Source organism: Ostreiculturibacter nitratireducens (genome assembly GCF_032670585.1).
In the GTDB taxonomy this organism is placed as follows: Bacteria; Pseudomonadota; Alphaproteobacteria; order Rhodobacterales; family Rhodobacteraceae; genus Ostreiculturibacter; species Ostreiculturibacter nitratireducens.
On the sequence record NZ_JAVQHL010000001.1, the window covers coordinates 401988 to 421483 of the forward strand.

Annotated in this window: 23 protein-coding genes; 7 read left to right on the forward strand and 16 right to left on the reverse strand. The window is 64.4% G+C overall.

What is annotated here, in order from left to right; all coding sequences use genetic code 11:
- Positions 1-13 precede the first annotated feature (13 nt).
- Positions 14-676: a GntR family transcriptional regulator gene (locus ABCN56_RS01880; RefSeq protein ID WP_343079070.1), complete on the reverse strand. Its 663-nt coding sequence runs from the start codon at positions 674-676 to the stop codon at positions 14-16.
- 151 nt (positions 677-827) lie between these two features.
- On the opposite strand from ABCN56_RS01880, the gene ABCN56_RS01885 reads away from it, so the two are divergent.
- The gene (locus ABCN56_RS01885; protein ID WP_343079071.1) at positions 828-1547 is read left to right on the forward strand and encodes a GntR family transcriptional regulator; all 720 of its coding nucleotides are present in this window, start codon (positions 828-830) and stop codon (positions 1545-1547) included.
- Between the two features lie 66 nt (positions 1548-1613).
- Here ABCN56_RS01885 and ABCN56_RS01890 read toward each other — a convergent pair whose 3' ends face one another.
- The 3 genes from ABCN56_RS01890 to aroQ form a co-directional block, all read right to left on the reverse strand.
- Complete coding sequence (locus tag ABCN56_RS01890; RefSeq protein WP_343079072.1) at positions 1614-2534, reverse strand: AEC family transporter; 921 nt, start codon at positions 2532-2534, stop codon at positions 1614-1616.
- A 127-nt stretch (positions 2535-2661) separates the two neighbouring features.
- The gene (locus ABCN56_RS01895; protein ID WP_343079073.1) at positions 2662-3693 is read right to left on the reverse strand and encodes a Gfo/Idh/MocA family protein; all 1032 of its coding nucleotides are present in this window, start codon (positions 3691-3693) and stop codon (positions 2662-2664) included.
- On the reverse strand, positions 3690-4136 hold the full coding sequence (aroQ, locus tag ABCN56_RS01900) for a type II 3-dehydroquinate dehydratase (protein WP_343079074.1): 447 nt from the start codon (positions 4134-4136) through the stop codon (positions 3690-3692). Before aroQ ends, ABCN56_RS01895 begins: the two co-directional genes overlap by 4 nt.
- A gap of 343 nt (positions 4137-4479) precedes the next feature.
- On the opposite strand from aroQ, the gene nadA reads away from it, so the two are divergent.
- From nadA to nadC, 3 genes are read left to right on the forward strand one after another with little or no spacing between them, the layout of a single operon-like run.
- Positions 4480-5514 carry a quinolinate synthase NadA gene (gene nadA, locus ABCN56_RS01905; RefSeq protein ID WP_425466061.1) on the forward strand — a complete coding sequence of 345 codons (1035 nt, stop codon included), beginning with the start codon at positions 4480-4482 and terminating at the stop codon, positions 5512-5514.
- A 2-nt stretch (positions 5515-5516) separates the two neighbouring features.
- Positions 5517-7085 (forward strand): L-aspartate oxidase, encoded by a 1569-nt coding sequence (locus ABCN56_RS01910; RefSeq protein ID WP_343080099.1) that lies wholly within the window; start codon positions 5517-5519, stop codon positions 7083-7085.
- Entirely contained in the window at positions 7063-7899 is an 837-nt protein-coding gene (gene nadC / locus ABCN56_RS01915; protein ID WP_343079076.1) for a carboxylating nicotinate-nucleotide diphosphorylase, read from the forward strand. The genes ABCN56_RS01910 and nadC overlap by 23 nt, the downstream gene beginning before the upstream one ends.
- A gap of 161 nt (positions 7900-8060) precedes the next feature.
- On the opposite strand, the gene ABCN56_RS01920 is transcribed toward nadC, so the two are convergent.
- Positions 8061-8276 carry a DUF1127 domain-containing protein gene (locus tag ABCN56_RS01920; RefSeq protein ID WP_343079077.1) on the reverse strand — a complete coding sequence of 72 codons (216 nt, stop codon included), beginning with the start codon at positions 8274-8276 and terminating at the stop codon, positions 8061-8063.
- Between the two features lie 462 nt (positions 8277-8738).
- On the opposite strand from ABCN56_RS01920, the gene ABCN56_RS01925 reads away from it, so the two are divergent.
- The 3 genes from ABCN56_RS01925 to ABCN56_RS01935 are packed head-to-tail and all read left to right on the forward strand — an operon-like array spanning position 8739 to position 11456.
- A complete protein-coding gene (locus tag ABCN56_RS01925) occupies positions 8739-9515 on the forward strand; it encodes a citryl-CoA lyase (protein ID WP_343079078.1) in 777 nt (258 codons plus the stop codon).
- A gap of 3 nt (positions 9516-9518) precedes the next feature.
- Positions 9519-10832: a phenylacetate--CoA ligase family protein gene (locus ABCN56_RS01930; protein WP_343079079.1), complete on the forward strand. Its 1314-nt coding sequence runs from the start codon at positions 9519-9521 to the stop codon at positions 10830-10832.
- Positions 10833-10874: 42 nt separating this feature from the next.
- Positions 10875-11456, forward strand: a complete 582-nt coding sequence (locus ABCN56_RS01935) for a VOC family protein (protein WP_343080100.1) — start codon at positions 10875-10877, stop codon at positions 11454-11456.
- Positions 11457-11489: 33 nt separating this feature from the next.
- Here the strand turns inward: ABCN56_RS01935 and ABCN56_RS01940 are convergent, their stop codons facing one another.
- From ABCN56_RS01940 to ABCN56_RS01990, 11 genes are read right to left on the reverse strand one after another with little or no spacing between them, the layout of a single operon-like run.
- Entirely contained in the window at positions 11490-11717 is a 228-nt protein-coding gene (locus ABCN56_RS01940) for a sulfurtransferase TusA family protein (protein WP_343079080.1), read from the reverse strand.
- A 14-nt stretch (positions 11718-11731) separates the two neighbouring features.
- Positions 11732-12226 (reverse strand): sulfur carrier protein DsrE2, encoded by a 495-nt coding sequence (dsrE2, locus tag ABCN56_RS01945; RefSeq protein ID WP_343079081.1) that lies wholly within the window; start codon positions 12224-12226, stop codon positions 11732-11734.
- A gap of 60 nt (positions 12227-12286) precedes the next feature.
- The gene (locus ABCN56_RS01950; protein ID WP_343079082.1) at positions 12287-12730 is read right to left on the reverse strand and encodes a biotin/lipoyl attachment domain-containing protein; all 444 of its coding nucleotides are present in this window, start codon (positions 12728-12730) and stop codon (positions 12287-12289) included.
- A gap of 18 nt (positions 12731-12748) precedes the next feature.
- Positions 12749-13222 carry a hypothetical protein gene (locus tag ABCN56_RS01955; protein ID WP_343079083.1) on the reverse strand — a complete coding sequence of 158 codons (474 nt, stop codon included), beginning with the start codon at positions 13220-13222 and terminating at the stop codon, positions 12749-12751.
- Positions 13219-14145 carry a CoB--CoM heterodisulfide reductase iron-sulfur subunit B family protein gene (locus ABCN56_RS01960; protein WP_343079084.1) on the reverse strand — a complete coding sequence of 309 codons (927 nt, stop codon included), beginning with the start codon at positions 14143-14145 and terminating at the stop codon, positions 13219-13221. The genes ABCN56_RS01955 and ABCN56_RS01960 overlap by 4 nt, the downstream gene beginning before the upstream one ends.
- A complete protein-coding gene (locus ABCN56_RS01965; protein ID WP_343079085.1) occupies positions 14145-14891 on the reverse strand; it encodes a 4Fe-4S dicluster domain-containing protein in 747 nt (248 codons plus the stop codon). Before ABCN56_RS01965 ends, ABCN56_RS01960 begins: the two co-directional genes overlap by 1 nt.
- A complete protein-coding gene (locus ABCN56_RS01970) occupies positions 14891-15769 on the reverse strand; it encodes a hypothetical protein (protein WP_343079086.1) in 879 nt (292 codons plus the stop codon). The genes ABCN56_RS01965 and ABCN56_RS01970 overlap by 1 nt, the downstream gene beginning before the upstream one ends.
- Complete coding sequence (locus ABCN56_RS01975; RefSeq protein ID WP_343079087.1) at positions 15766-16818, reverse strand: FAD-dependent oxidoreductase; 1053 nt, start codon at positions 16816-16818, stop codon at positions 15766-15768. The genes ABCN56_RS01970 and ABCN56_RS01975 overlap by 4 nt, the downstream gene beginning before the upstream one ends.
- Positions 16815-18191 carry a heterodisulfide reductase-related iron-sulfur binding cluster gene (locus ABCN56_RS01980; RefSeq protein ID WP_343079088.1) on the reverse strand — a complete coding sequence of 459 codons (1377 nt, stop codon included), beginning with the start codon at positions 18189-18191 and terminating at the stop codon, positions 16815-16817. Before ABCN56_RS01980 ends, ABCN56_RS01975 begins: the two co-directional genes overlap by 4 nt.
- 44 nt (positions 18192-18235) lie before the next feature.
- Positions 18236-18976 carry a 4Fe-4S dicluster domain-containing protein gene (locus ABCN56_RS01985; protein WP_343079089.1) on the reverse strand — a complete coding sequence of 247 codons (741 nt, stop codon included), beginning with the start codon at positions 18974-18976 and terminating at the stop codon, positions 18236-18238.
- A 23-nt stretch (positions 18977-18999) separates the two neighbouring features.
- Positions 19000-19380 carry a DsrE family protein gene (locus ABCN56_RS01990; protein ID WP_343079090.1) on the reverse strand — a complete coding sequence of 127 codons (381 nt, stop codon included), beginning with the start codon at positions 19378-19380 and terminating at the stop codon, positions 19000-19002.
- Positions 19381-19496 lie beyond the last annotated feature (116 nt).

Below are 19496 nucleotides of genomic sequence, written 5' to 3' on the forward strand. Positions count from 1 at the left end.
TTGAAGGAAGCCCTCAGCTTCCGTTGCGATCCTCGTGCGCGGACAGCGCGTGGATCACACCCGCACTGATGTGACGTTCAAGAATGGCCTGGGCCGTCGGCACGTCCCGCTCAAGCGCCGCCTCCATCATCCCGCGGTGCTCTTCACCCGAAATCGCGCCCCGAAAGGTCAGATAAAGCATCTGGTAACGCAGGTACTTGTCGAAGACCTGGGAATGCACGGCGAGAAGTTCGTCCGAACCGCAGGCCCGGATCAGAGCGTTGTGAAACTCGCTGTCGTAGCGCTTCCATTGGTCGAGAACGGATGTGTCGCCCGCCATCATCCGTGCCTCGGTGCGCGCAAGCTTGTGGTGGACCGCGACGACGTGGCTTTCCCAGGCCACGTCGCCCGCACGGAGGGACCGGGCCAGCGCATCCATCTCGATCAGCATCCGGAGGCTCGCGAGTTCCTTCAGGTTCTCGGCAGATATCGGCGCGACGGAGAATCCGCGCTGCTCCTCGGCCACGACGAAGCCATCCGCCGCCAACCTGTTCAGGACTTCCCGAAGCGTCGGAATCGAGACGCCATATTGCTGGCGCAAATCCTCCAGCCGCAGCCGCGCGGACGGAGCGAGCCGACCGAAGATCACGTCGGAGCGCATGAGGTCATAGGTGGTCTGGGCAAGTGAGCGCGTCACGAGGCTTCCTTCTTCATCCTCCGCTTTCGGCAATATCGGCGGCCGGAGATCCTTTTGCCAGAAATCGCGCGTGAAAATCAATTTTTCCTCCGATCGTTGTCTGGAAATTGATCATTGACTAACATCCGACGATCAGGACCCCGGGAAGTTCATGTCGGATACACCGCCCCCCTCCAAGGCCAGAAAAGAGACCCTCACGTCGCGCATCGCCGATGATCTGCGCGCAAGGATTCTCCGCGGCGAACTTCCGCCGGGCCAGAAGATCAATCTGGAGCGCCTCCGTGAGGAGACGGCGGTTTCCGTCAGCCCGCTCAGGGAGGCGGTGTCCCGACTGGTCGCGGAAGGTCTCGTGAGTTTCGAGGATCAGCGCGGGTATGCCGTTACGCCCGTGTCGATCGCCGATCTCGCAGAGATCACGCATCTGCGGGGGGAACTCGAGACGATGGCACTGGAGGATGCCATCGCGGGGGGTGATCTGGAGTGGGAAAGCGAGGTGATGGGGACGCTCTACCGGCTGAACCGAACCGAACGCGATCCCACGAGGCGTGCCACGATGGAGGCATGGGAAGAGGCGCACAGCGCCTTTCACGTGGCGCTCATCAGCGGCTGCAGGCAGCCTCGCCTTCTGCAGATCTGCACGACCCTCAGGAGACTCCAGGACCGCTACCGGAGGCTATTTCTCCTCTCGTCCAATCCCGACTCGCAGCGCTCTGTCGAGAGCGAGCACCGCGCCATCGCCGAGAGCGCCTCGTCCCGCGAGACCGCCCGCGCCAAGGCCCTCTTGCGGGCGCATATCGAGGCTACGGGTGCGGAACTGCGCGTGAGGATGGAAGCGGCCGAACGCGCCGAACGCATCACCGGATCGGGCTAGGTCGATCCGGCCCCGAGGAGCGGTCGGGCGCACCGCCACCTCCCTGACGGCCGCAACAGACGCGTTTCATCTCAAGAGGCTCAGGATCAACGAGACCGTGAAGAAGGACACCGCCGTTGCCAGGATCTGCGCCGTCGCCGTCATCCCCTCGCGCCCAAAGCGCTGGCCGAAGAGAGTGTAGATCGTCATCATCGGAACCGACGCTGTTACGACGCCAGCGATCATCAGGTCGTGCGGCAGTGTGCCGATCAGCGTGAAGGCCGCCAGCACGGCAAGGGGATGCAGGATGAGCTTTCCGGGCACCACGCGCAGAACCCCGAAGCCGACGGACCTGAGCGAAAGCTGGGCGACGGTGGCGCCGATGGTCAGAAGCGCGACCGGGGCCGCGACAGGGGCCATCATTCGCAACACCTGATCGACGGGGCCCGGAAGCGTGAGGCCGGAGACGGCCCAGCCAAGTCCGGCCACCGCCGCCGCGAGAAGCGGGCTCTTCGCCACGCCGCTAAGGATCCGGGCGACCGGCACACGCCCGGCGCCCTGCCCGGCCTCGCAAAGCCCAACGGCGATCGGGATGACGAGGAGGTTCTCTACCAGAACGGCCAGGGCGAAACACTGCAGCGCAACCGTCGGGCCGACGACGAGGGTGGCGATCGGCAGGCCGAGGAAGGCCGAATTCGAACAGGCGGACCCCATCGCCTCGAGAGCGGCCGCGCCGAAGGGCTGTCCGGCCAGCCGCGCCACCCCGAAACTCGCGGCATAGGTCGCGAGCGATGCGGCGGCGTAACCGATTATGAAATCCCAGCGCAGCGTTTCCGAGATGGGGTTGGACGCGATCGCGAGGAACATCATCGCGGGCATGAACAGCCGAAGCACGATGCGGCCAAGTCCCCGCATCTCCTCCGCCCCGAGATATTTCAGCTTCACCGACGCGAAGCCCGCGGCGATGAGGATGTAGATCGGAAGTATCAGCAGGAAGACAGATAGCATCGCGCGCCGGAACTTGACGCCACACCCTCGGTCGCCCGGACCGAAGTGTCAACGCCGGGCCTCGCTGCCGACCGGGCCTGTAACACCTTGCCGCAGTGTTACTTTTGCGCTCCGGGCAGAAGTCTCGTCAGAGTTCGGTCCGCTGGCCGCTTGCGGCGGCGCGCTTGATCGCGTCGATCAGCTCCAGTGTGCGCAGCCCCTCGCGCCCTGACACCAGGGGCGCCTCGCCGTCGCGGATGACGCGGACGAACTGCTCGGCCTGACGGACGAGGGGATCACCAGCCTCGCGCGGGGCGATCCGGGCCTGGATCGGCTCCCACCAGGACCGTTTGCCGGGATTCGACCAGACCCGGCCCGATGGCAGGTCGATCGCGCCGTGGGTGCCGCCAATCATGTAGCAGGCCTCCCCCGTCATCGGATAGGCAGGGTTCTCACCCGTGGTCAGCTCCCAGGACCAGGGCGCTACGATCGTGTCGGACACGTTCGCGGTGCCAAGCGCCCCGCCTTCGAATTCGAAGGCGATGGCGCAGGTTTCTTCGACCGGGTTACCACGCACCTTGTTCGACTGCATCGCCAGAACGGCAGTGACCTCGCCTACCAGATGGCGCATCAGGTCGAGGTCGTGGATCAGGTTCACCAGTACGGGACCCGCGCCGGGCTGGCGGCGCCATTCGACCTCGAAATAGTCGTCCGGCTTCATCAACCAGAACATCGCGTGGACGGAAACCGGGGAACCGATCTCTCCTGACGCGATGATCGATTTCGCCGCCGCGATAAGTGGATTGTGGCGCCGGTGGTGTCCGGTCAGGATCGGCACACCTGCGGCTTCGCCCGCCTCCACCAGTCGGCGCGCGGCCGCGACGTCGACATCGAGCGGCTTTTCCACGAGCACCGGAATCCCCGCCTCGATGCAAGCCAACCCGCCCGACACATGGACCTGGTTCGGCGTCGCGAGGAACACGCCGTCGCAGACACGCGCGGCGAACGCCTCCTCGAGCGATTGGAAATACGGAAGGCCCAGTCCGGCCGCGTAGTTCGCGGCCGAGGGCGCAGGATCGACGATCGCCGAAACGGTCGCACCGCGTGCCTGGCCTATGGCCTCCACGTGGCGCTTGCCGATCAGGCCCGCGCCTGCGACCGCGAAGCGAACGTCGCTCATTTCTTCGCCGAGACGATTGAACAGATGCGCCGCACCGCGAGTTCGTAACCCTCGACGCCGAACCCGGCCATCACACCATCCGCGCGCAGAGAGATGTAGGAATGGTGGCGGAAGGCTTCGCGCTTGTGCACGTTCGAGATGTGGCACTCGATGACCGGCCCCTCGAAGGCGTTGAGCGCGTCCAGGATCGCGACAGAAGTATGCGTGAAGGCGCCCGGGTTGATAACGATCCCGCAGGCCGTCTGACGGGCCTCGTGGATCGTGTCGATGACGACGCCCTCGTGGTTGGACTGGAAGAGCTTGACCTCGAAGCCCTTCTCGGCCGCGACCGCGGCGCAGTTCCTCTCGACATCGGCAAGCGTGTCGTAGCCGTAGATTTCCGGCTGGCGCTGGCCCAGAAGATTGAGGTTCGGGCCGTTCAGGATGTAGATCAGCTTGCTCATTCGATGCTCCATTCGAGGCGTCTTGCGCCCTTGCCGAATAGGAAAAGCAGGAATGCAGCGCTTGGGCAACGCCTCGTCCGGCCAAAAGGGGCGCCGACTGCGCGAATCCGGGCCCACGGTGCCCGTACTGGCGCTCGCATCAACACGGCGCTTCTGCGGCGGTTTCATCCGTTCCTTGCCTGCCGAGGTCGCAGGAAGAGCATCCAGGTCGGCATTGCATGTTGGACGACGCACCCCATCTTTTACATAACTGTAATGATTGGCTGGACTCTTCTCCTGATCTGATCAATGGGTTCGGCCGACACGTGAAGGGAATTGCACTGCCGTGGTCGATCTTAAGGAAATGCGCGCCACCCTGGCCGCAAACTATGATCTGAGCCCCTCCATGGAGGCGGCCGAGGCGACGCGCGACATCTACTCGACGATGGACCGCGTCGTGCCGCTGGCCGACTGGGCGCGCCATGCGCCCTACGTCCTGGCCATCCAGCGCATGAAGAAGGAACGCAACGCCGTCATCCTTGCGCATAATTACATGACGCCGGATATCTATCATGGCGTGGCCGACGTCGTGGGCGACAGCCTCCAGCTGGCCATCGAGGCCACCAAGGTCGACGCGGACGTGATCGTGCAATGCGGCGTCCACTTCATGGCCGAAACCTCGAAGATCCTGAACCCGTCAAAGACGGTACTCATGCCGGACATGGAAGCTGGCTGTTCGCTGGCCGAATCCATCACACCGGCCGGGATCGAGGAGATGCGCGCGCGCTACCCCGGCGCCCCGGTCGTGAGCTACGTCAACACGACTGCCGAGGTTAAGGCCGCATCAGACATCTGCTGCACCTCGGCCAACGCGGCACGGATCGTCGCCGCGCTCGACAGCGACACCGTCATCATGACGCCGGACCAGTACCTCGCGCAGAACGTCGCCAGGCAAGTGCCGAACAAGCGCATCGTCTGGTGGGCGGGCTCCTGCATCGTGCATGAACAATTCACCGCCCAGGACATCAAGGACTTCCGCAACTTCCAGCCGGACACCATGATCATCGCGCATCCCGAATGCCCGCCGGACGTGGTGGCCGAAGCCGACTTCTCGGGGTCCACCTCGGGGATCATCGACTACGTGCAGGATAAGCGGCCGTCCAAGGCGATGCTGCTGACGGAATGCTCCATGGCGTCGAACATCGCGGACGAGCTGCCCGAGGTGGAATTCGTCGGGCCCTGCAACATGTGCCCCTACATGAAGATGATCACGCTGGAGAAGGTGCTCTGGTCGCTGCACACGATGACCACGCCGATCGAGGTCGACCCCGCGATCGCGGCACGCGCGCGCATCGCCGTGGAGAGGATGATCAATCTCTCGCAGAAAGTCGCGGCGTGACCATCCGCACCGGGCGCGTCATCATAATCGGCGCGGGCCTCGGGGCGCTTTCAGCGGCGCTCCGCCTTGCGCCACGCCCGGTTCTGGTCATCTCTCCCGAAAGGCTCGGCTCAGGTGCATCGTCGGCCTGGGCGCAGGGCGGCGTTGCAGCCGCGATGGCAGCCGGAGACACGCCGCAAGCCCATGCCAGGGACACGATCCGCGCCGGCGCCGGCACCGTCGATCCGGAGGTTGCGGACCTCGTCACGCAGCTCGCGCGCGAACATATCGTCGATCTGACCCGCATGGGCACGCCCTTCGACCGCGATAGCGAGGGCAGATACGTCCTGTCACGCGAGGCGGCGCATTCCTTCCCGCGTGTCGTCCGAGTGATGGGCGATCAGGCAGGCCGCGAGATCATGCAGGCTCTGGTCGAGACCGTGCGCCACGAGGAGACGATCCAGGTCGCCGAGGGCGTCATTGCCTCCGGCCTCGCGGTAGAGAACGGCCGCATCACCGGCGTCTGGGTGGAGCGGGCCGAGCGCCCCTCCGGTCGCGTGCTTCTGTCCGGTCCCGCCGTGCTTCTGGCCGGCGGCGGCTCGGGCGGGCTCTACGCCGTCACGACGAACCCGCCCCGCATTCGCGGTCAGGGAATAGGCATGGCCGCGAGGGCCGGCGCAGTGATCGCCGACGCGGAGTTCGTGCAGTTCCACCCCACCGCCATCGCCAGTGGCGAGGATCCTGCCCCGCTCGCGACAGAGGCGCTCAGGGGCGAAGGCGCGACCTTGGTCAACGCGGCCGGCGAGCGGTTCATGCTGCCCATCCATCCCGATGCCGAACTCGCGCCGCGCGACATCGTCGCCCGCGCCATCTTCGCCGAAACGCAGGTCGGCCGCCGGCCAATGCTCGACACGCGGGCGGCCCTTGGTGCCGAAGTCGTCAAGCGGTTCCCGGCCGTGGCCGAAGCCTGCGCCCGTGCGGGCATCGACCCGGTGAAGGAGCCGATCCCGGTCGCTGCGGCCGCGCATTACCATATGGGCGGCGTCGAAACGGATATTCACGGGCGTTCGTCTCTTCCGGGACTATGGGCCTGTGGCGAGGCGGCCTCGACGGGGCTTCATGGCGCGAACCGGCTCGCGTCGAACGGTCTTCTTGAAGCGCTGGTCTTCGCGCGCCTCGCGGCGGACGACATCGCGTCCACGCTCGGCCCTGCAACGGACGAGCCGGCCGTGCAGCTCGATTTCCCCGAGGGCGGCCAGGCGGTTGACCCCGCAGCGGTCGCGCGGCTGCGACGCGTGATGACCGATCACGTCGGCGTCGTACGCGACGGCGACGGCCTGAGCAAGGCGCTCGCCGAGATCGCGCGGATCGAGGCCGAGTCGGAACCTTCCGAAAACCTCTCCAACATGCTCGCGACGGCGACACTCATCGCCGCGGCCGCCCTGATGCGACAGGAAAGCCGGGGCGGGCATTACCGTTCGGACTATCCCGAGGCGGACCCGAAGCAAGCACACCGTTCACGCCTGACGCTCAGGGACGCGCTCGCCCTGCGCCGGAAAGAGACAACCCATGCTGCCCGAACTCCTGCTTGAGCCCCTGGTCCGCGCCGCTCTGGTCGAAGATCTGGGTCCGATGGGTGACGCCACCTGTCGCGCGGTCATTCCGGCGGGACTGACCTACGACGCGCGCATCGCGGCCAGAAGGGCGGGAACCGCGTCCGGCATGCGCGTCGCCGCCACGGCCTTCCGCATCGTCGATCCGTCGCTCGACGTCGAGACGCTTGTGCAGGACGGCACGGCCTTCGATGCCGGCGACGTCCTCATGCGCATCTCCGGGAACGCCGCGTCGATTCTCATGGCCGAGCGCGTGGCCCTGAACTTCGCGGGCCGGCTCTGCGGCATCGCCACGCTGACCTCCGCCTTCGTGGCCGAGACGCGCGGCACCGAGGCCAGGATCACCTGCACACGCAAGACGACACCGGGCCTACGGGCGGTCGAGAAGGAAGCCGTCCGGCACGGCGGCGGGGCGAACCACCGCTACGGCCTTTCCGATGCGATCATGATCAAGGACAACCACATCGCCGCGGCGGGCGGCATCCGTCCCGTGCTCGAGGCAGCGAAATCGGCGCGGTCGCACATGATGCGGCTCGAGATCGAGGTGGACACCCTGGAACAGCTCGCCGAGGTGCTGGAGATCGGCGGCGCCGATGTCGTCCTTCTCGACAACATGTCTACCGCAGACATGGCAAAGGCCGTAGACCTTGCCGCCGGACGCATGATCCTCGAGGCGTCGGGGAACATGGCCCTGCCCCGCATCGCGGAAGTCGCCGCTACGGGCGTGGACTACATCTCGGTTGGCGCGCTGACCCATTCGGCGCCCGTGCTGGACCTCGGCCTCGATCTTTGACCGCTGGTCTTCGGACCCGGCATCACGGTGTGGCCTGAGCCTGTTCGGCCGGAAGGGTCGAAGGATGGCAGGCCGAAATAAGAAAGCGGCGGCTTCCAGTCAGGAAACCGCCGCTATTCTCAGGACCCGCCGGGAGGAATTGGGTCCCGATGAAAAAGTGCTTACTTGCCGTAAGCTGCCTCGCGGGCGACCGCCTCGATGTCATACCGGGACAGCCCGATATCCGACAGATCGCGATCGGTCATCGCCTCGAGTTCCGCGCGGGTCGTGCGGTAGACCGCGTATTGCCTCCGACGCACGGAAAGCGCCTCAAGAAGGTTTTGGATCTGGTAACGGACACCGGCGGCTGCCGGGGCTGCGCTGTTCACATAGGCCATGTCTTGCCTCTCAGTCTTTCTGCTCTGGCGCCTGATTGCGCCTTTGACCCCAAGATAAGCAAATGCTGCACCTGCACAATGCATGACTTGGTCAATGCCGCTATGCAGCATCCGCATGAAACCGCCGCTGCCGCAGACTGATCCCGAGCCTGGAGACAAGGCTTCCCGGCCACGAGAACACCCCGCCATCCCTTATTAATCAATGTGTTAGCTGTCATAGTTCACGACGGGACGCGAAGCACCGGGAGCACCATCCTCTGACGGGTGATTGACGGCGCTCTTTCGGCTTTGTGGACGCCGCGGCCTTCGCGACACGACACGTCGCGCCATCGGCGGACTATCGAGGATGTCCTCAACCGCCGTGCGGGACGCGTTCCGAAACCGCGCGGCTCCGACCGACCGAGCCATTGATTACCGTGAAATCGTCCTACAGTCTGATCTTGGGGCAGAGGAGGACCGAACATGCAGATCGGCAAGAAGGGCCGTGCGGTCACGTCAATATCGACGGCTGATGCGGACAGGATCGAGGTGCGCGGCCGCGACCTCACCTCGGACCTGATGGGGCGCCTCGGCTTCACTGAATATTTCTTCCTGCTGACCACCGGACGTGAGCCCACGGAGACCCAGCGCTTCTTCCTCGACCTGCTGCTCGTCTCGATTGCGGAACACGGGCTCGTGCCGACGAACCAGGTCGCACGGATGACCTATGCCGCCGATCCGGACTTCCTTCAGGGGGCCGTGGCCGCGGGGCTTCTTGGCTGCGGCAAGGTGATCCTCGGGACGACCGAGATCGCGGGCGCGTTCCTGAAAGACGCCCGCGCAAGGATCGATGCCGAGGGGATTACAGTTGCGGACATCGTGACGGAATACCGGGATGCGGGGCGCCGCCTGCCGGGGTTCGGTCATCCCCTGCACAAGCCCGTCGATCCGCGCGCTCAGCGGATCCTTGAACTCGCTGTCGAGAAAGGTGCCGCGGGGCCCTTCGTTGGGCTCGCCCGTGAGACCGAAGCCGCCGTGAACGAAATCTGGCCGAAGCCCCTTCCGATGAACGTCAGCTTCGCGATCCCGGCCGTTCTTCTCGACCTCGACTTTCCGGCATCCGTCCTCAAGGCGATCCCGATCCTCGCCCGCACCGCGAGCCTGCTCGCACACCTCGCCGAGGAAAGCCACACGCCGATCGGCTTCACGCTGGCCCATCACGCCGAACAGGGTATCGCCTTCGAGCGGACGGAAGAGTGAACGATGTGGAACCCTGCCGTCGAAACCCTTCCCTGGCACGAGCAGCGTGAACACGACGAGCCCCTTTACCGCGCCCAGATCGCACGCCTTCTTGAACGCTCGGAGTTCTACCGCCGGAAGCTGACCGATGCCGGCTTCGCCAGCGCGGACAAGGTCGGCGGCCTCGCCGGCATCACCTCCCTTCCCTTCACCGAGAAGGACGAACTCCGCCAGACCCGGTCCGACGAAAATGCCATAGGAACGCATCTTGCGGCAGAGACGTCGGAAATCGTGCGGATCTACTCCACCAGCGGCACGACCGGCACGCCGAGCTACATCCCGTTGGCCCAAGATGACCTGAACAGCTGGATCGAGATATCCTGCCGGTCCTATGGCGCGTCCGGAGTGATCGCCGGCGAGCGGATCGTCACGACCTACAACGCGGGGCCATTCGTGGCCGGCGTCACGCTCGACGCCTTCGCGAGGCTCGGCCTCTGCCACATACCCGTCGGCGCCGGCAACACGGAAAGGCTCATGGCGGCCGTCCGCCTTCTGAACCCGAGCGTGCTAGGCTGCACGCCCTCCTATGCGCTCCACCTCGCCGAATGGGCGGAAGATCGTGGCATCGACCTCGCGGCGTCGCAGGTTCGGCGCATCCTCGTGGCCGGCGAGCCGGGCGGTGGCGAGCCCGCCATGCGCGCACGGATCGAGGACGCCTGGGGCGCGAAGGTCACCGAGGCCATGGGAATCGGGGACATCTCCGTATCGCTCTGGGGCGAGTGCGAATGCCAAGATGGCATGCATTTCTCGGGCCGGGGCATCGTTCATGTCGAATTGATCGACCCAGCCTCAGGCGCGCCCGTTCCCCTTGCAGACGGCGCCGAAGGGGAACTCGTCTACACCCACCTCATTCATCAGGCGGCGCCTCTTCTGCGGTTCCGCTCGCGCGATCACGTGAGGGTGGCCATGGGCCCCTGCCCCTGCGGCCGGACCGCGCCGCGCGTCCGTTGCGTCGGCCGGACCGACGACATGCTCATCCTGCGCGGGGTGAACCTGTTTCCGACGGCCGTCAGGGAAGTGGTGAACGAATTCAGCCCGCATGTCAGCGGGGTCATCGCGATCCGGCCGCTGCAAAGAGCCGTCAAGCAGGAGCCTCCGCTGCCCGTCGCGGTGGAACTTGCAGCGGAAGCCCAGCCTCCGGCCGATCTTGCCGAGCGCATCGCGCGCCGCATACGTGACAAGCTTGTCGCGACGACCAAGGTCGAACTGGTGCGGCACGGGACGCTGCCGCGCAGCGACTACAAGTCCAAGCTCGTCGACTGGAGCCATTCGAACTGACGACAGACACATTGGGGGAAGACCATGGACAAGAGCAACTCCATCCGGAAGATCCAGACCCAAGGGGTCCATCACATCACGCTTGTCGGGGCTGACCGCCAGACCTCAATCGACTTCTGGGAAGGCGTGCTCGGCATGCCCTTCATCTTCGACCAGCCGAACCTCGACAACCCGAACGAAGGGCACCTCTACTTCGATCCCGGTGACGGCAGGCTGATCACGGTATTCACCAACGAAGACCGAAAACCCGACCCCAAGCGGACCTCGACCGATCAGGGGGCCGTGCACCACCTCGCCTTCTCGGTCAGCCAGGCGACGTTCAAGCAGGTCGCCAGGAGGCTCGACGCCCGGGGCATCAAGCATTCCGGGCCGAAGGACCGCGGCTTCATGGATTCCATCTATTTCAATGACCCTCTGGGGCTGTTGATCGAGATCGCCTCATACCGGTTCGAACCGCCCGAAGGCTGCCGGCACGCGGACGTGATGATCGAAGCGCATCGAATCCGGGTCGAGCGCGGAGATTACAACATCCAGGAGGAACATCTGGCCGACGCGATCGAACTGCTCGTCGAGCGCCGCCAGCAATCGCTGTCCGCCGACCGGTCGCCCAGGAATCCCTTCTGAGCAGGACCGGATCGGCGGACCAGTCGCGACTTGTCAGCCGGTGTGCTTGATGACGAAGGTGTAGATGCCGCCCTCGGCATTCGAGGACAGAAGCTCGTTTCCGGTCGTCCTGCAGAACGCCTCGAAGTCCTTGACCGCTCCGGGATCGGTGGCCTGGATTTCAAGCGTGCCGCCGGTCGGCAGCTCCTTCAGCGCCTTCTTGGCTTTCAGAATGGGCAGCGGGCAGTTCAGACCGCGCGCGTCGAGGACCTGGTCGGCCATCATTCGTCCTTTCGTCAGATATAAAGATTGATGTCGCTCTTCGTCGCCACGTCGACCCAGGTGGCCGCGCCACCGAGGACCGGGCCTTCGATCATGTCCTCTTTCTTGTACTCGAAGAGGTCCATGGTCATCTGGCAGGCGATCATGTTCACGTCGGCCTCGATGGCCAGTTCGCGCAGTTCCTCGATCGAGGCCACGCCCTTCTTCTTGATGAGGTTCTTCATCATCGCCGTGGTCAGCGCGGGCGCGCCCGGAAGCGCGGCCATGATGTTCGGCATGGCCATGTGCATGCCGCCCATCGGCATTTCCATGGCCGTGTTGCCAAGCGTCGAGACCTTAAGGTTCAGATCCTTCTTCAGCAGCGAGAGGCCGTAGAAGGTGAAGAACATCGTCACCTCGAGCCCCATCGCGGCGGCCGTCGTCGCCAGGATGAACGGCGGATAGGCCCAGTCGAGCGTGCCCTTGGTCACGATTATCGACATCGCCTTGGCGTTTGTGTCTTCGCTCATGTTTCCTCCCTGCCGGAGCGGCCCGGCGGCGCCGGGCCGGTTCCGGTCGTGTCAAATCGCTCAGGCGGCGCAGCCCGCGAAGGAGTCCGCGTCCATCTTCGCCTCATAGGGGCCGGCCACCGCCGAGCCGGGCGTCAGAGTCGCGCTGGCCGCGGCCGGGTCGGTGGGCTTCACGCGCACCATCCATCCCTCGCCGTAAGTGTCCGTGTTCGCAAGCGTGGGCTGCGATGTCAGGTTGTCGTTGACACCGACGATCTCGGCCGCGAAGCCGAGCTTCGCCGGCCCCACCCACTTGCCGCTCTCGACGGTCGCGCAGGACTTGCCCGCGTCGATCGTCTTGCCCTTCTTCTTGGCGGTGAAGGCGACGAGGTTCCCCGCCATCGCGGTCGCGACCATGGTCATGCCGACCGTGAAGGTGCCGTCGCCCTCGTCGCGATACCAGAGGTTGTTGTTGACGTCATAGAGGAGGTCGTCGGGAAGGTTGCAGCCACGAACCACTGGCATCTCAGGTCTCCTTCGCAGTCATGCGGTTTCACTCTGCGTTTCGGCTTGCTCGGTCTGGCGGACGCCGCGGGAGGAACAGCAGAATTCCCCCAACCCGTCGGATTCAAGCTTGCCGCCGATGAAAAGCGCAAGGTGGCGGACCACCATTGCCCCGAGCCGTGCGCGACGGGCGGTTTCCGGCGCGGCGGGATCGGAATGTATCAGGTTGCGATGATACACGATTTCCCGGCAGGTTTCGCGGCAGGCGTTGAAGCTCGGGTTGCCGCGCGCGGCCTGACGGTGCAGCGCGAGAAGCCGAAAGCCCTCGGACGTTGCGTCGGTCGGCACTGCGCCCTTGGCCTCCAGCCAGGCTTCGAGGATCGCCTCGCCCATCGAAAGGAATTCATCGCCCAGATCCGTAGCGTTCCGGGCAAGCTCCTCATCGCTCGCCGCGACGAGCGCTTCAGTCCGTTTCAGGACATCTTCGATCGATGGGCGATCGTGCGTCGTCATCCAAGCCCCTTTTCCTTCAGAAGCGCCCGCGAGTCCGAGAAATTCTCGTGCACGCCGACCTTCCGGGCCGACAACCCGAGCGCCATTCCGAGAAGTTGCGTGAAGTAGAGTATCTTCACGTTGGTCTTCCGGCCAAGAACCTTTTCGGCCCGCATCTGGTGCATCTCCAGGCCCGAATGGCAGGTCGGGCACTCGGTCGCGATCACATCCGCCCCGCAGGCTTCGGCGGTGGTCAGGAGATTCAGCACGAGCTTCGTCGACGTGTCGCTGTCCGAAAGCGTGTGCGCGCCGCCGCAGCACGCGGTCTTCAACGGGTAATCAACGTTCTCGGCCCCCGCGGCGGCAAGGATTTCGTCCATGAAATGCGGCTTCGAAGTCGACTCCGATCCCGGGCCCTGATCCTTCTCGGGGAAGATGTGGCGCGGACGCGTGTACATGCAGCCATAGTAGTTCGCGATCTTCAGGCCCTTCAGCGAGTTCTTGACCCGCTGCCGGATCCCCTCCTCGCCGATCGTGTGCTTGATCCAGTCGAGGGCGTGGATCGTTTCGACCTTGCCGGCCTCGTAGGTCTTGTGCCCGGCCTTCCCGGACAACCGCGCGTTCACATCCTTCGACTCGTCGTCGTTGGCGAGGTCGTATTCCGCCTTCTTGAGGTTGTGGTAGCAGCCGTTGCAGGGCGCCATCACGGTATCGAAGCCCATGTCCTCGGCGATCGAAAGGTTACGCGCCGAAAGATAGGTCTGAATCTTCGGGTCGATGTTCTTGACTTCCATCGCACCGCAGCAATTCCAGTTCTTGAGCTCGACAAGGTCAAGGCCCAGTTCCTTGCCGACCGCCTTGGTCGACCGGTTATAGGCGTGGCCCGTGCCTTCCAGCGCGCAGCCGGGGTAATAGGCGACCTTCTGGTAGTTCTTGCCGGCCATCACTCCGCTCCATGTGCTTTGAGGCCGAGGGCCTTGCGGTTCGCGGCCTCCCGTTCCTCGACGTATTCGTTGATCGCGTCACGCGCCCTGCCCCAGCCGCTGGTTTTCGGGCGGAAGAAGGTGGCGAGGCCGAGCTTCATCAGCATGGCGACCGGGAAGCGCAGGATCAGCCCCTTCACCATGGCGACGAGCCAGGGCTGCGTCAGCGGCTGACCGGTCTTCGCGAAGAAATCGCGCAGGACCTTGCCGTCCTCGATCTTGCCGCGCTCGAATACCTGCGCGGAAAATCCCTCGTCGAAGATCGTGGATGGGCTCTTTTCAGTGTAGCCCTTCAGTTCCAGCCAATGGGCCGTGGCCTTCATGACCCCTTCCGGTACGACGTCGCGTGGGCAGGCGTAGGTGCATTTGTTGCAGCTCACGCACTGCCAGATGATGTCCTTGTCGCGGACGAGTTCATCCTCCATCCCCATGCGGATCAGGTAGATCCAGTAGCGCGGGTTGAAGTCGGGATTGACCGCGTTGACCGTGCAGGCATTGGTGCAGGACCCACACTGCCAGCAGCGGTGGATGTATTCGCCGCCGGGAAGGGCCGCGATTTCTTCCTGGAGGTTCTCGTTGTAGTCGGTGACGGCGCGGCTTTGGATGAAAGTCGACCAATGGCCCGAAACGTCCACCCCGTCGATTTCAAGCTGGTCGTGGGTGACCAGGTTTTCCGGCCGGATCAGCGATTTCTCGTGGATTGGCATCAGCGCGCCTCCCCTTCAATGGCGGCTTGCGGGGCGCCCAGGACATGTGCGCTGCCGTCGATGAGTTTCAGCCGGGTGCGTCCGGTTTCGGTGTCGACCGCATCGAGGCCGAGCATCCGGCGGGTATGGGCCATCGGGTCGCCGCCTCCGGCGAAGTCGGCGCGCAGATACTGCCCGCCCCGGTCGTTGATGTAGCCCGCGTAGACATGGGCCATCAGCAGGTCCGTGTAGAAATGCAGGTCCCGGAAAACGCCCTGGTCCTTCAGGAATCCCTCGAGTTCCGCCGAGAGCGTCCTGAAGGTCTCGAAGCTGTCGTCAGCGGAGATCTTTGCGAGGTCGACGTCATCGGCGAACCAGATCTCCCGTAGGACGCCCGTCCCGACGCGCGCATCCCAGACCCAGCGGGTCATCAGCGGATAGCGGTCCGGCGCGGTGAAATGCAGGACCTCTGCGCCGAGGTCGCGCACCCAGCGGTGAGCGCGGTCGTCCGGGAAAGCCTCCGTGAAGGCCGAAAGCCTGCCGTCGGCGCTTTTCGTGTCCGACCAGCCGTCGAGCAGAGCCTTGAGCCGCCGGTGAAGAAGGTCGAAGCCGTTCTCTCCAAGCCAGGCTCCGACGCGACGGCGGACGGGCGTGATGAAGGCAGCGAGATCGAGGAATTCGGTCTCGGTCAGTTCTTCGAGCCGCCCTTTGCCGAGGAGTTCCTCGAAGAGGGACGCCTTCAGCGCCAGAGCGGTCACGTAGCGTTCCACGCCCCCCGTCGGTTCCGCGCTTTCCACGAGGTTCTCGAAAGCCCTGCGGAGGCGCGGACCCGAAAGGTCCAGGACCGGCCCTTCGGGGGCCCGCGTCTCGGCCGGTTTCCGCAGGAGGCCGAACATCATTCCGCCGCCTCCTTGGCCGGCACGGCCGCGTAAGTCATCGCCGCAAGCGCGGCCGCCTGACCCTGCGCGATGGAGTCGTCGATCGTCTCGGGCCCCGTCGCCGCCCCCGCCACGAAAACGCCGGGACGCGACGTTTCGCACAGATGGGCGTAGACCGAGGGCTTCTTGATGTAGCCGTACTTGTTGAGATCCACCCCGAAGACCGAGGACAGGGTCATGTTGTCCACGTTCGGGTCCATCCCGATCGCATGCACGACCATGTCGAAGGGAATGGAGATCGGGCGCTTCACCAGCGTGTCCTCGCCCTTCACCAGAAGCCGCTTGCCGTCGGACGTCACCTCGGCGATCCGCGCCTTGATGTACTTGACCTTATGCTCTTCCTGGCTGGCCCAGTAATATTCGCCCTCGTAGAGGCCGAAGGTGCGGATATCCATGTAGTAGATGTAGACGTTGCAGTTCGGCAGCGCCTCGCGGATCTCCATCGCGATGTTGGCCGAAACCGTGCAGCAGATCTTGGAACACCACTCCCGCCCGATCTGGCGATCGCGCGACCCCACGCAAAGCAGGATCGCCACGCGCTCCGGCGTGCGCCCGTCCGAGGGGCATTTGACGCCCGCGCCCGACGACAGCATCTGCTCGACCTGCACGGTCGTCACCACGTCGGGATAGGTGCCGAAGCCCCATTCCGGCTTGTTGATGCTGTCGAAATGCGTGAAGCCGGTGGCGAGGATCGCGGTTCCCGCGTTCACCTTGGTGCCGTCCTTCAGCGTCGCGGTGAAGGCGCCGGGTTCACCTTCGAAGCTTTGCACCGCCGAATTGACCCGCACTTCCACGAGGGGGTTGCCCTCGACCCGCGCGACCATTCCGCCGATAGCGTCCTTCGCCCATTCGTGGCTCGGAACGAGCTTCGCGTAGCCCTGGAGGATCGGCGCACCGCCGAGCCGGTCCTCCTTCTCGATCAGGACCGATTTGCGTCCGGCCGCAGCCAGCGCGTGGGCCGCGGACAGCCCCGCCGGCCCGCCGCCGATGATGAGGACTGGCTCTGTCACTTTTCCGCTCCTGCAAGTGCTTTCGGTTTCACGTATCCGGGCCCGGAGGTGATCGCCCTCTTCGGGTCATAGAGCGTCTCGATCCGGCCGGCCTTGACCTCCTCGAGATAGCCCTCGAACTCCGCCTTCGCCTTTTCCCAGTCGATGCCCATCTTCTCGAGAAGGTTCTCGAAGGGCGAGGCGTGCCAGTGAAGCTGCGCGAGCTTGTAAGGGTGCGCCCCCATCGTCAGAGCGGCGAACTGGCAGTCGGCCATGACGGGCAGCGCATAGACCTTGTCCACCGCCTTGCCGATCCACTGGTTCTTGTCGAGCGTGGTGATGCAGCCCGTGTCGTGGCCGATCATCACGTCCGAGCGCGCCTCCTCGACCGCGACCTTGATCTTGCGGTCGATGGCGAAGGACCGGGTGAATTCGCGTTCCCCGATGATGTGGCGGAAGCCGAAGCCGCAGCAGTCGTACCAGGTCGAATAGTCGATGACCTGGGTTCCGAGGGTCTGGAGAAGACCGGTGGTTACCGCCACCCGGTTCCCGTCCATGACCGTGTCGTCATAGATCACGTCCTCGGGGACCATCTTGTATACATGGCAGGCCGGATGAACGGTCGAACGGATGTTCGACACGTCGATCTTCTGATGCTGCTTGATCCGGTCGCGCACGACGTGCAGCCATTCGGAATAGTGCACGATCTCTTCCGGGATCAGCAGCTTGCCGTCGACGAGCCGCCCGAGCTTGCCGAGGATCTGCTTCACCTCGGCGCGGAGCTCGGCCGAATGCATCAGGAAGATCCGCATCTCCTTGTAGTTGCCGAAGGAGGTCCCGCAGTGGACGAGCGGGTAGAACGTCCCCGGAGGCAGGCCCTGCGACACCGCCGAGATATAGGCCTGGTGGAAGTTCCGGAGGAACACCGCGGCAAGCGAGACCACGTTGCCGATACCCGAACCGTGATAGTTCCACGCCGTGCAGGAGGTCTGGTCGGTCTCGTCCAGGTAGCTGGTACCGAGCTCGTTCATGATCCACAGGACGGAACTCGGATAGCCCGGGATGTTCCCGCACTGACCGCAGGACTTGTGGTGCCAGAGGTTGTTGGTCGGGATCTTCTTGTCCCAACCGTAAAGCGTCTTCGCCATCACGGGGTTATGTTCGTCGCTCACCCGGTGGACGACGATCTCGCCCTCCTTCTCGAGCTGCCACATGATGTCGCGGACATCTTCCTTGCGCTCTTTCGAGGTCAGGAGCGCGCGCTTGTCGATCTTCGCCTCGACCCAGTCAGTGGCGCGCCGCGCCTCGTCGGCGGTAAGGTTGCTGGGGCGCCATTCCGCGCCGAAGCCGCCATAGGCGCCAGCGCGTCCGCCCTTGTCCTCGTCATTCGTCATCGCACGCCTCCCGTCGTGAATGCCGTCGGCGACCAGGTCAGGACCTAGTCGTCGTCCTCTTCGTCTTCCTGCTCCTCGAGCCAGTCTTCCCACTCCTCGCGCTTCTCATCCATCACGTCGGAGACGACGTCGAAGAGGTTCTCGTCCACCGTCTCGAGCTGGTCGAGAACGCCGGTGGCTTCCCAGATCGTGTAAAGTTCGACCGACGCCTTGAGGTTGACCTCCCAGGCGGTGTCGATCGTGTGCATCGTGGGCATCGGGATCGCCTTCCGGAGCACCATGAGCGGCGCGTCGATGCGACTCACGTTCGGACCCCAGTCGGGGAAGGCGTCACGGGTGATCATGTTCGGCGCCAACTGGTTGCCGGTCGAGACGACCTTAAGCAACACGCGGCTGAACGGCCGGAGAACCTCCTTGGCCGATTCCATCCCGTGCTTGATCGCGATTTCGCGCATGATCATCACGAGCCCGCCGGGCGAGTTCTCGAACGGGCAGCGGGCGGCGCAGGTGTAGCACTGGGCGCAGGCCCAGATCTTTTCCTGCATCGCGTCGTAGATCCCTTCGAGGTTCTCGGTCCACAGAAGCTGGACGATCTCACGCGGGGAATAGTCGTAGTAATGCGCCGAGGGACAGGTCGCGGTACAGATGCCGCAGTTCAGGCAACCGTGGATCTCGTGGTCGTAGACCGCATGGTTGCGGATGTCGTCGAAGATCTCCTCGAGCTTCTCGCGCGGCACCGGTGGTGCTTCGGATACCGGGTCGCTTATCTGTGCATGGGCTGTCACGTTCTCCTCCCCGAGCCGTCAGCCTAGTAGGTCAGAACCTTGGCGTCTTCGTTCTCCATGATTTCCTCGATGACCTTGGCGCCGCCCACGATCCCCTCGCATTCGGGGATGAGGTCCTCCTCGGTCATGTCGAAAAGGTCGAGGTTAGGGGAGCAGCAGTAGAACTTGGCCCCCGCCTCGTGCGCGTCCTTGATGAAGTCGTAGACGGTCTTGGGCGAGCCTTCCTTGACCACCAGCTTCTCGGCCACGCCCTTCTTCATCAGCTGGCCGGAAGTCGCCGTGCAGATCACATCCACTTCGTAGTCCATCGCCGCGGCGACAGTGGCCTGGAAGAAAGGCGCGCCCAGTTCCTCGCCGTTGCGTGGATCGGTGTTGACCATGACGATGATCAGTTTGCTGGCCATATGAAATACTCCCCCCCCTGGGAACGGAGCTGCCCGGCCGGTTCGTTCCGGGCGGTCCGTCCCGTTTCAGGAACGATAGATGCAGAAATTCGAATATACAACGATATTGTTCACGG

Bases quoted from the DNA above. Each gene is read 5' to 3' on its own strand.
- ABCN56_RS01885 (WP_343079071.1), top strand. From the start codon at position 828: ATGTCGGATACACCGCCCCCCTCCAAGGCCAGAAAAGAGACCCTCACG.
- ABCN56_RS01890 (WP_343079072.1), bottom strand. From the start codon at position 2,534: ATGCTATCTGTCTTCCTGCTGATACTTCCGATCTACATCCTCATCGCC.
- ABCN56_RS01895 (WP_343079073.1), bottom strand. From the start codon at position 3,693: ATGAGCGACGTTCGCTTCGCGGTCGCAGGCGCGGGCCTGATCGGCAAG.
- aroQ (WP_343079074.1), bottom strand. From the start codon at position 4,136: ATGAGCAAGCTGATCTACATCCTGAACGGCCCGAACCTCAATCTTCTG.
- nadA (WP_425466061.1), top strand. From the start codon at position 4,480: ATGCGCGCCACCCTGGCCGCAAACTATGATCTGAGCCCCTCCATGGAG.
- nadC (WP_343079076.1), top strand. From the start codon at position 7,063: ATGCTGCCCGAACTCCTGCTTGAGCCCCTGGTCCGCGCCGCTCTGGTC.
- ABCN56_RS01920 (WP_343079077.1), bottom strand. From the start codon at position 8,276: ATGGCCTATGTGAACAGCGCAGCCCCGGCAGCCGCCGGTGTCCGTTAC.
- ABCN56_RS01925 (WP_343079078.1), top strand. From the start codon at position 8,739: ATGCAGATCGGCAAGAAGGGCCGTGCGGTCACGTCAATATCGACGGCT.
- ABCN56_RS01930 (WP_343079079.1), top strand. From the start codon at position 9,519: ATGTGGAACCCTGCCGTCGAAACCCTTCCCTGGCACGAGCAGCGTGAA.
- ABCN56_RS01940 (WP_343079080.1), bottom strand. From the start codon at position 11,717: ATGGCCGACCAGGTCCTCGACGCGCGCGGTCTGAACTGCCCGCTGCCC.
- dsrE2 (WP_343079081.1), bottom strand. From the start codon at position 12,226: ATGAGCGAAGACACAAACGCCAAGGCGATGTCGATAATCGTGACCAAG.
- ABCN56_RS01950 (WP_343079082.1), bottom strand. From the start codon at position 12,730: ATGCCAGTGGTTCGTGGCTGCAACCTTCCCGACGACCTCCTCTATGAC.
- ABCN56_RS01955 (WP_343079083.1), bottom strand. From the start codon at position 13,222: ATGACGACGCACGATCGCCCATCGATCGAAGATGTCCTGAAACGGACT.
- ABCN56_RS01960 (WP_343079084.1), bottom strand. From the start codon at position 14,145: ATGGCCGGCAAGAACTACCAGAAGGTCGCCTATTACCCCGGCTGCGCG.
- ABCN56_RS01965 (WP_343079085.1), bottom strand. From the start codon at position 14,891: ATGCCAATCCACGAGAAATCGCTGATCCGGCCGGAAAACCTGGTCACC.
- ABCN56_RS01970 (WP_343079086.1), bottom strand. From the start codon at position 15,769: ATGATGTTCGGCCTCCTGCGGAAACCGGCCGAGACGCGGGCCCCCGAA.
- ABCN56_RS01980 (WP_343079088.1), bottom strand. From the start codon at position 18,191: ATGACGAATGACGAGGACAAGGGCGGACGCGCTGGCGCCTATGGCGGC.
- ABCN56_RS01990 (WP_343079090.1), bottom strand. From the start codon at position 19,380: ATGGCCAGCAAACTGATCATCGTCATGGTCAACACCGATCCACGCAAC.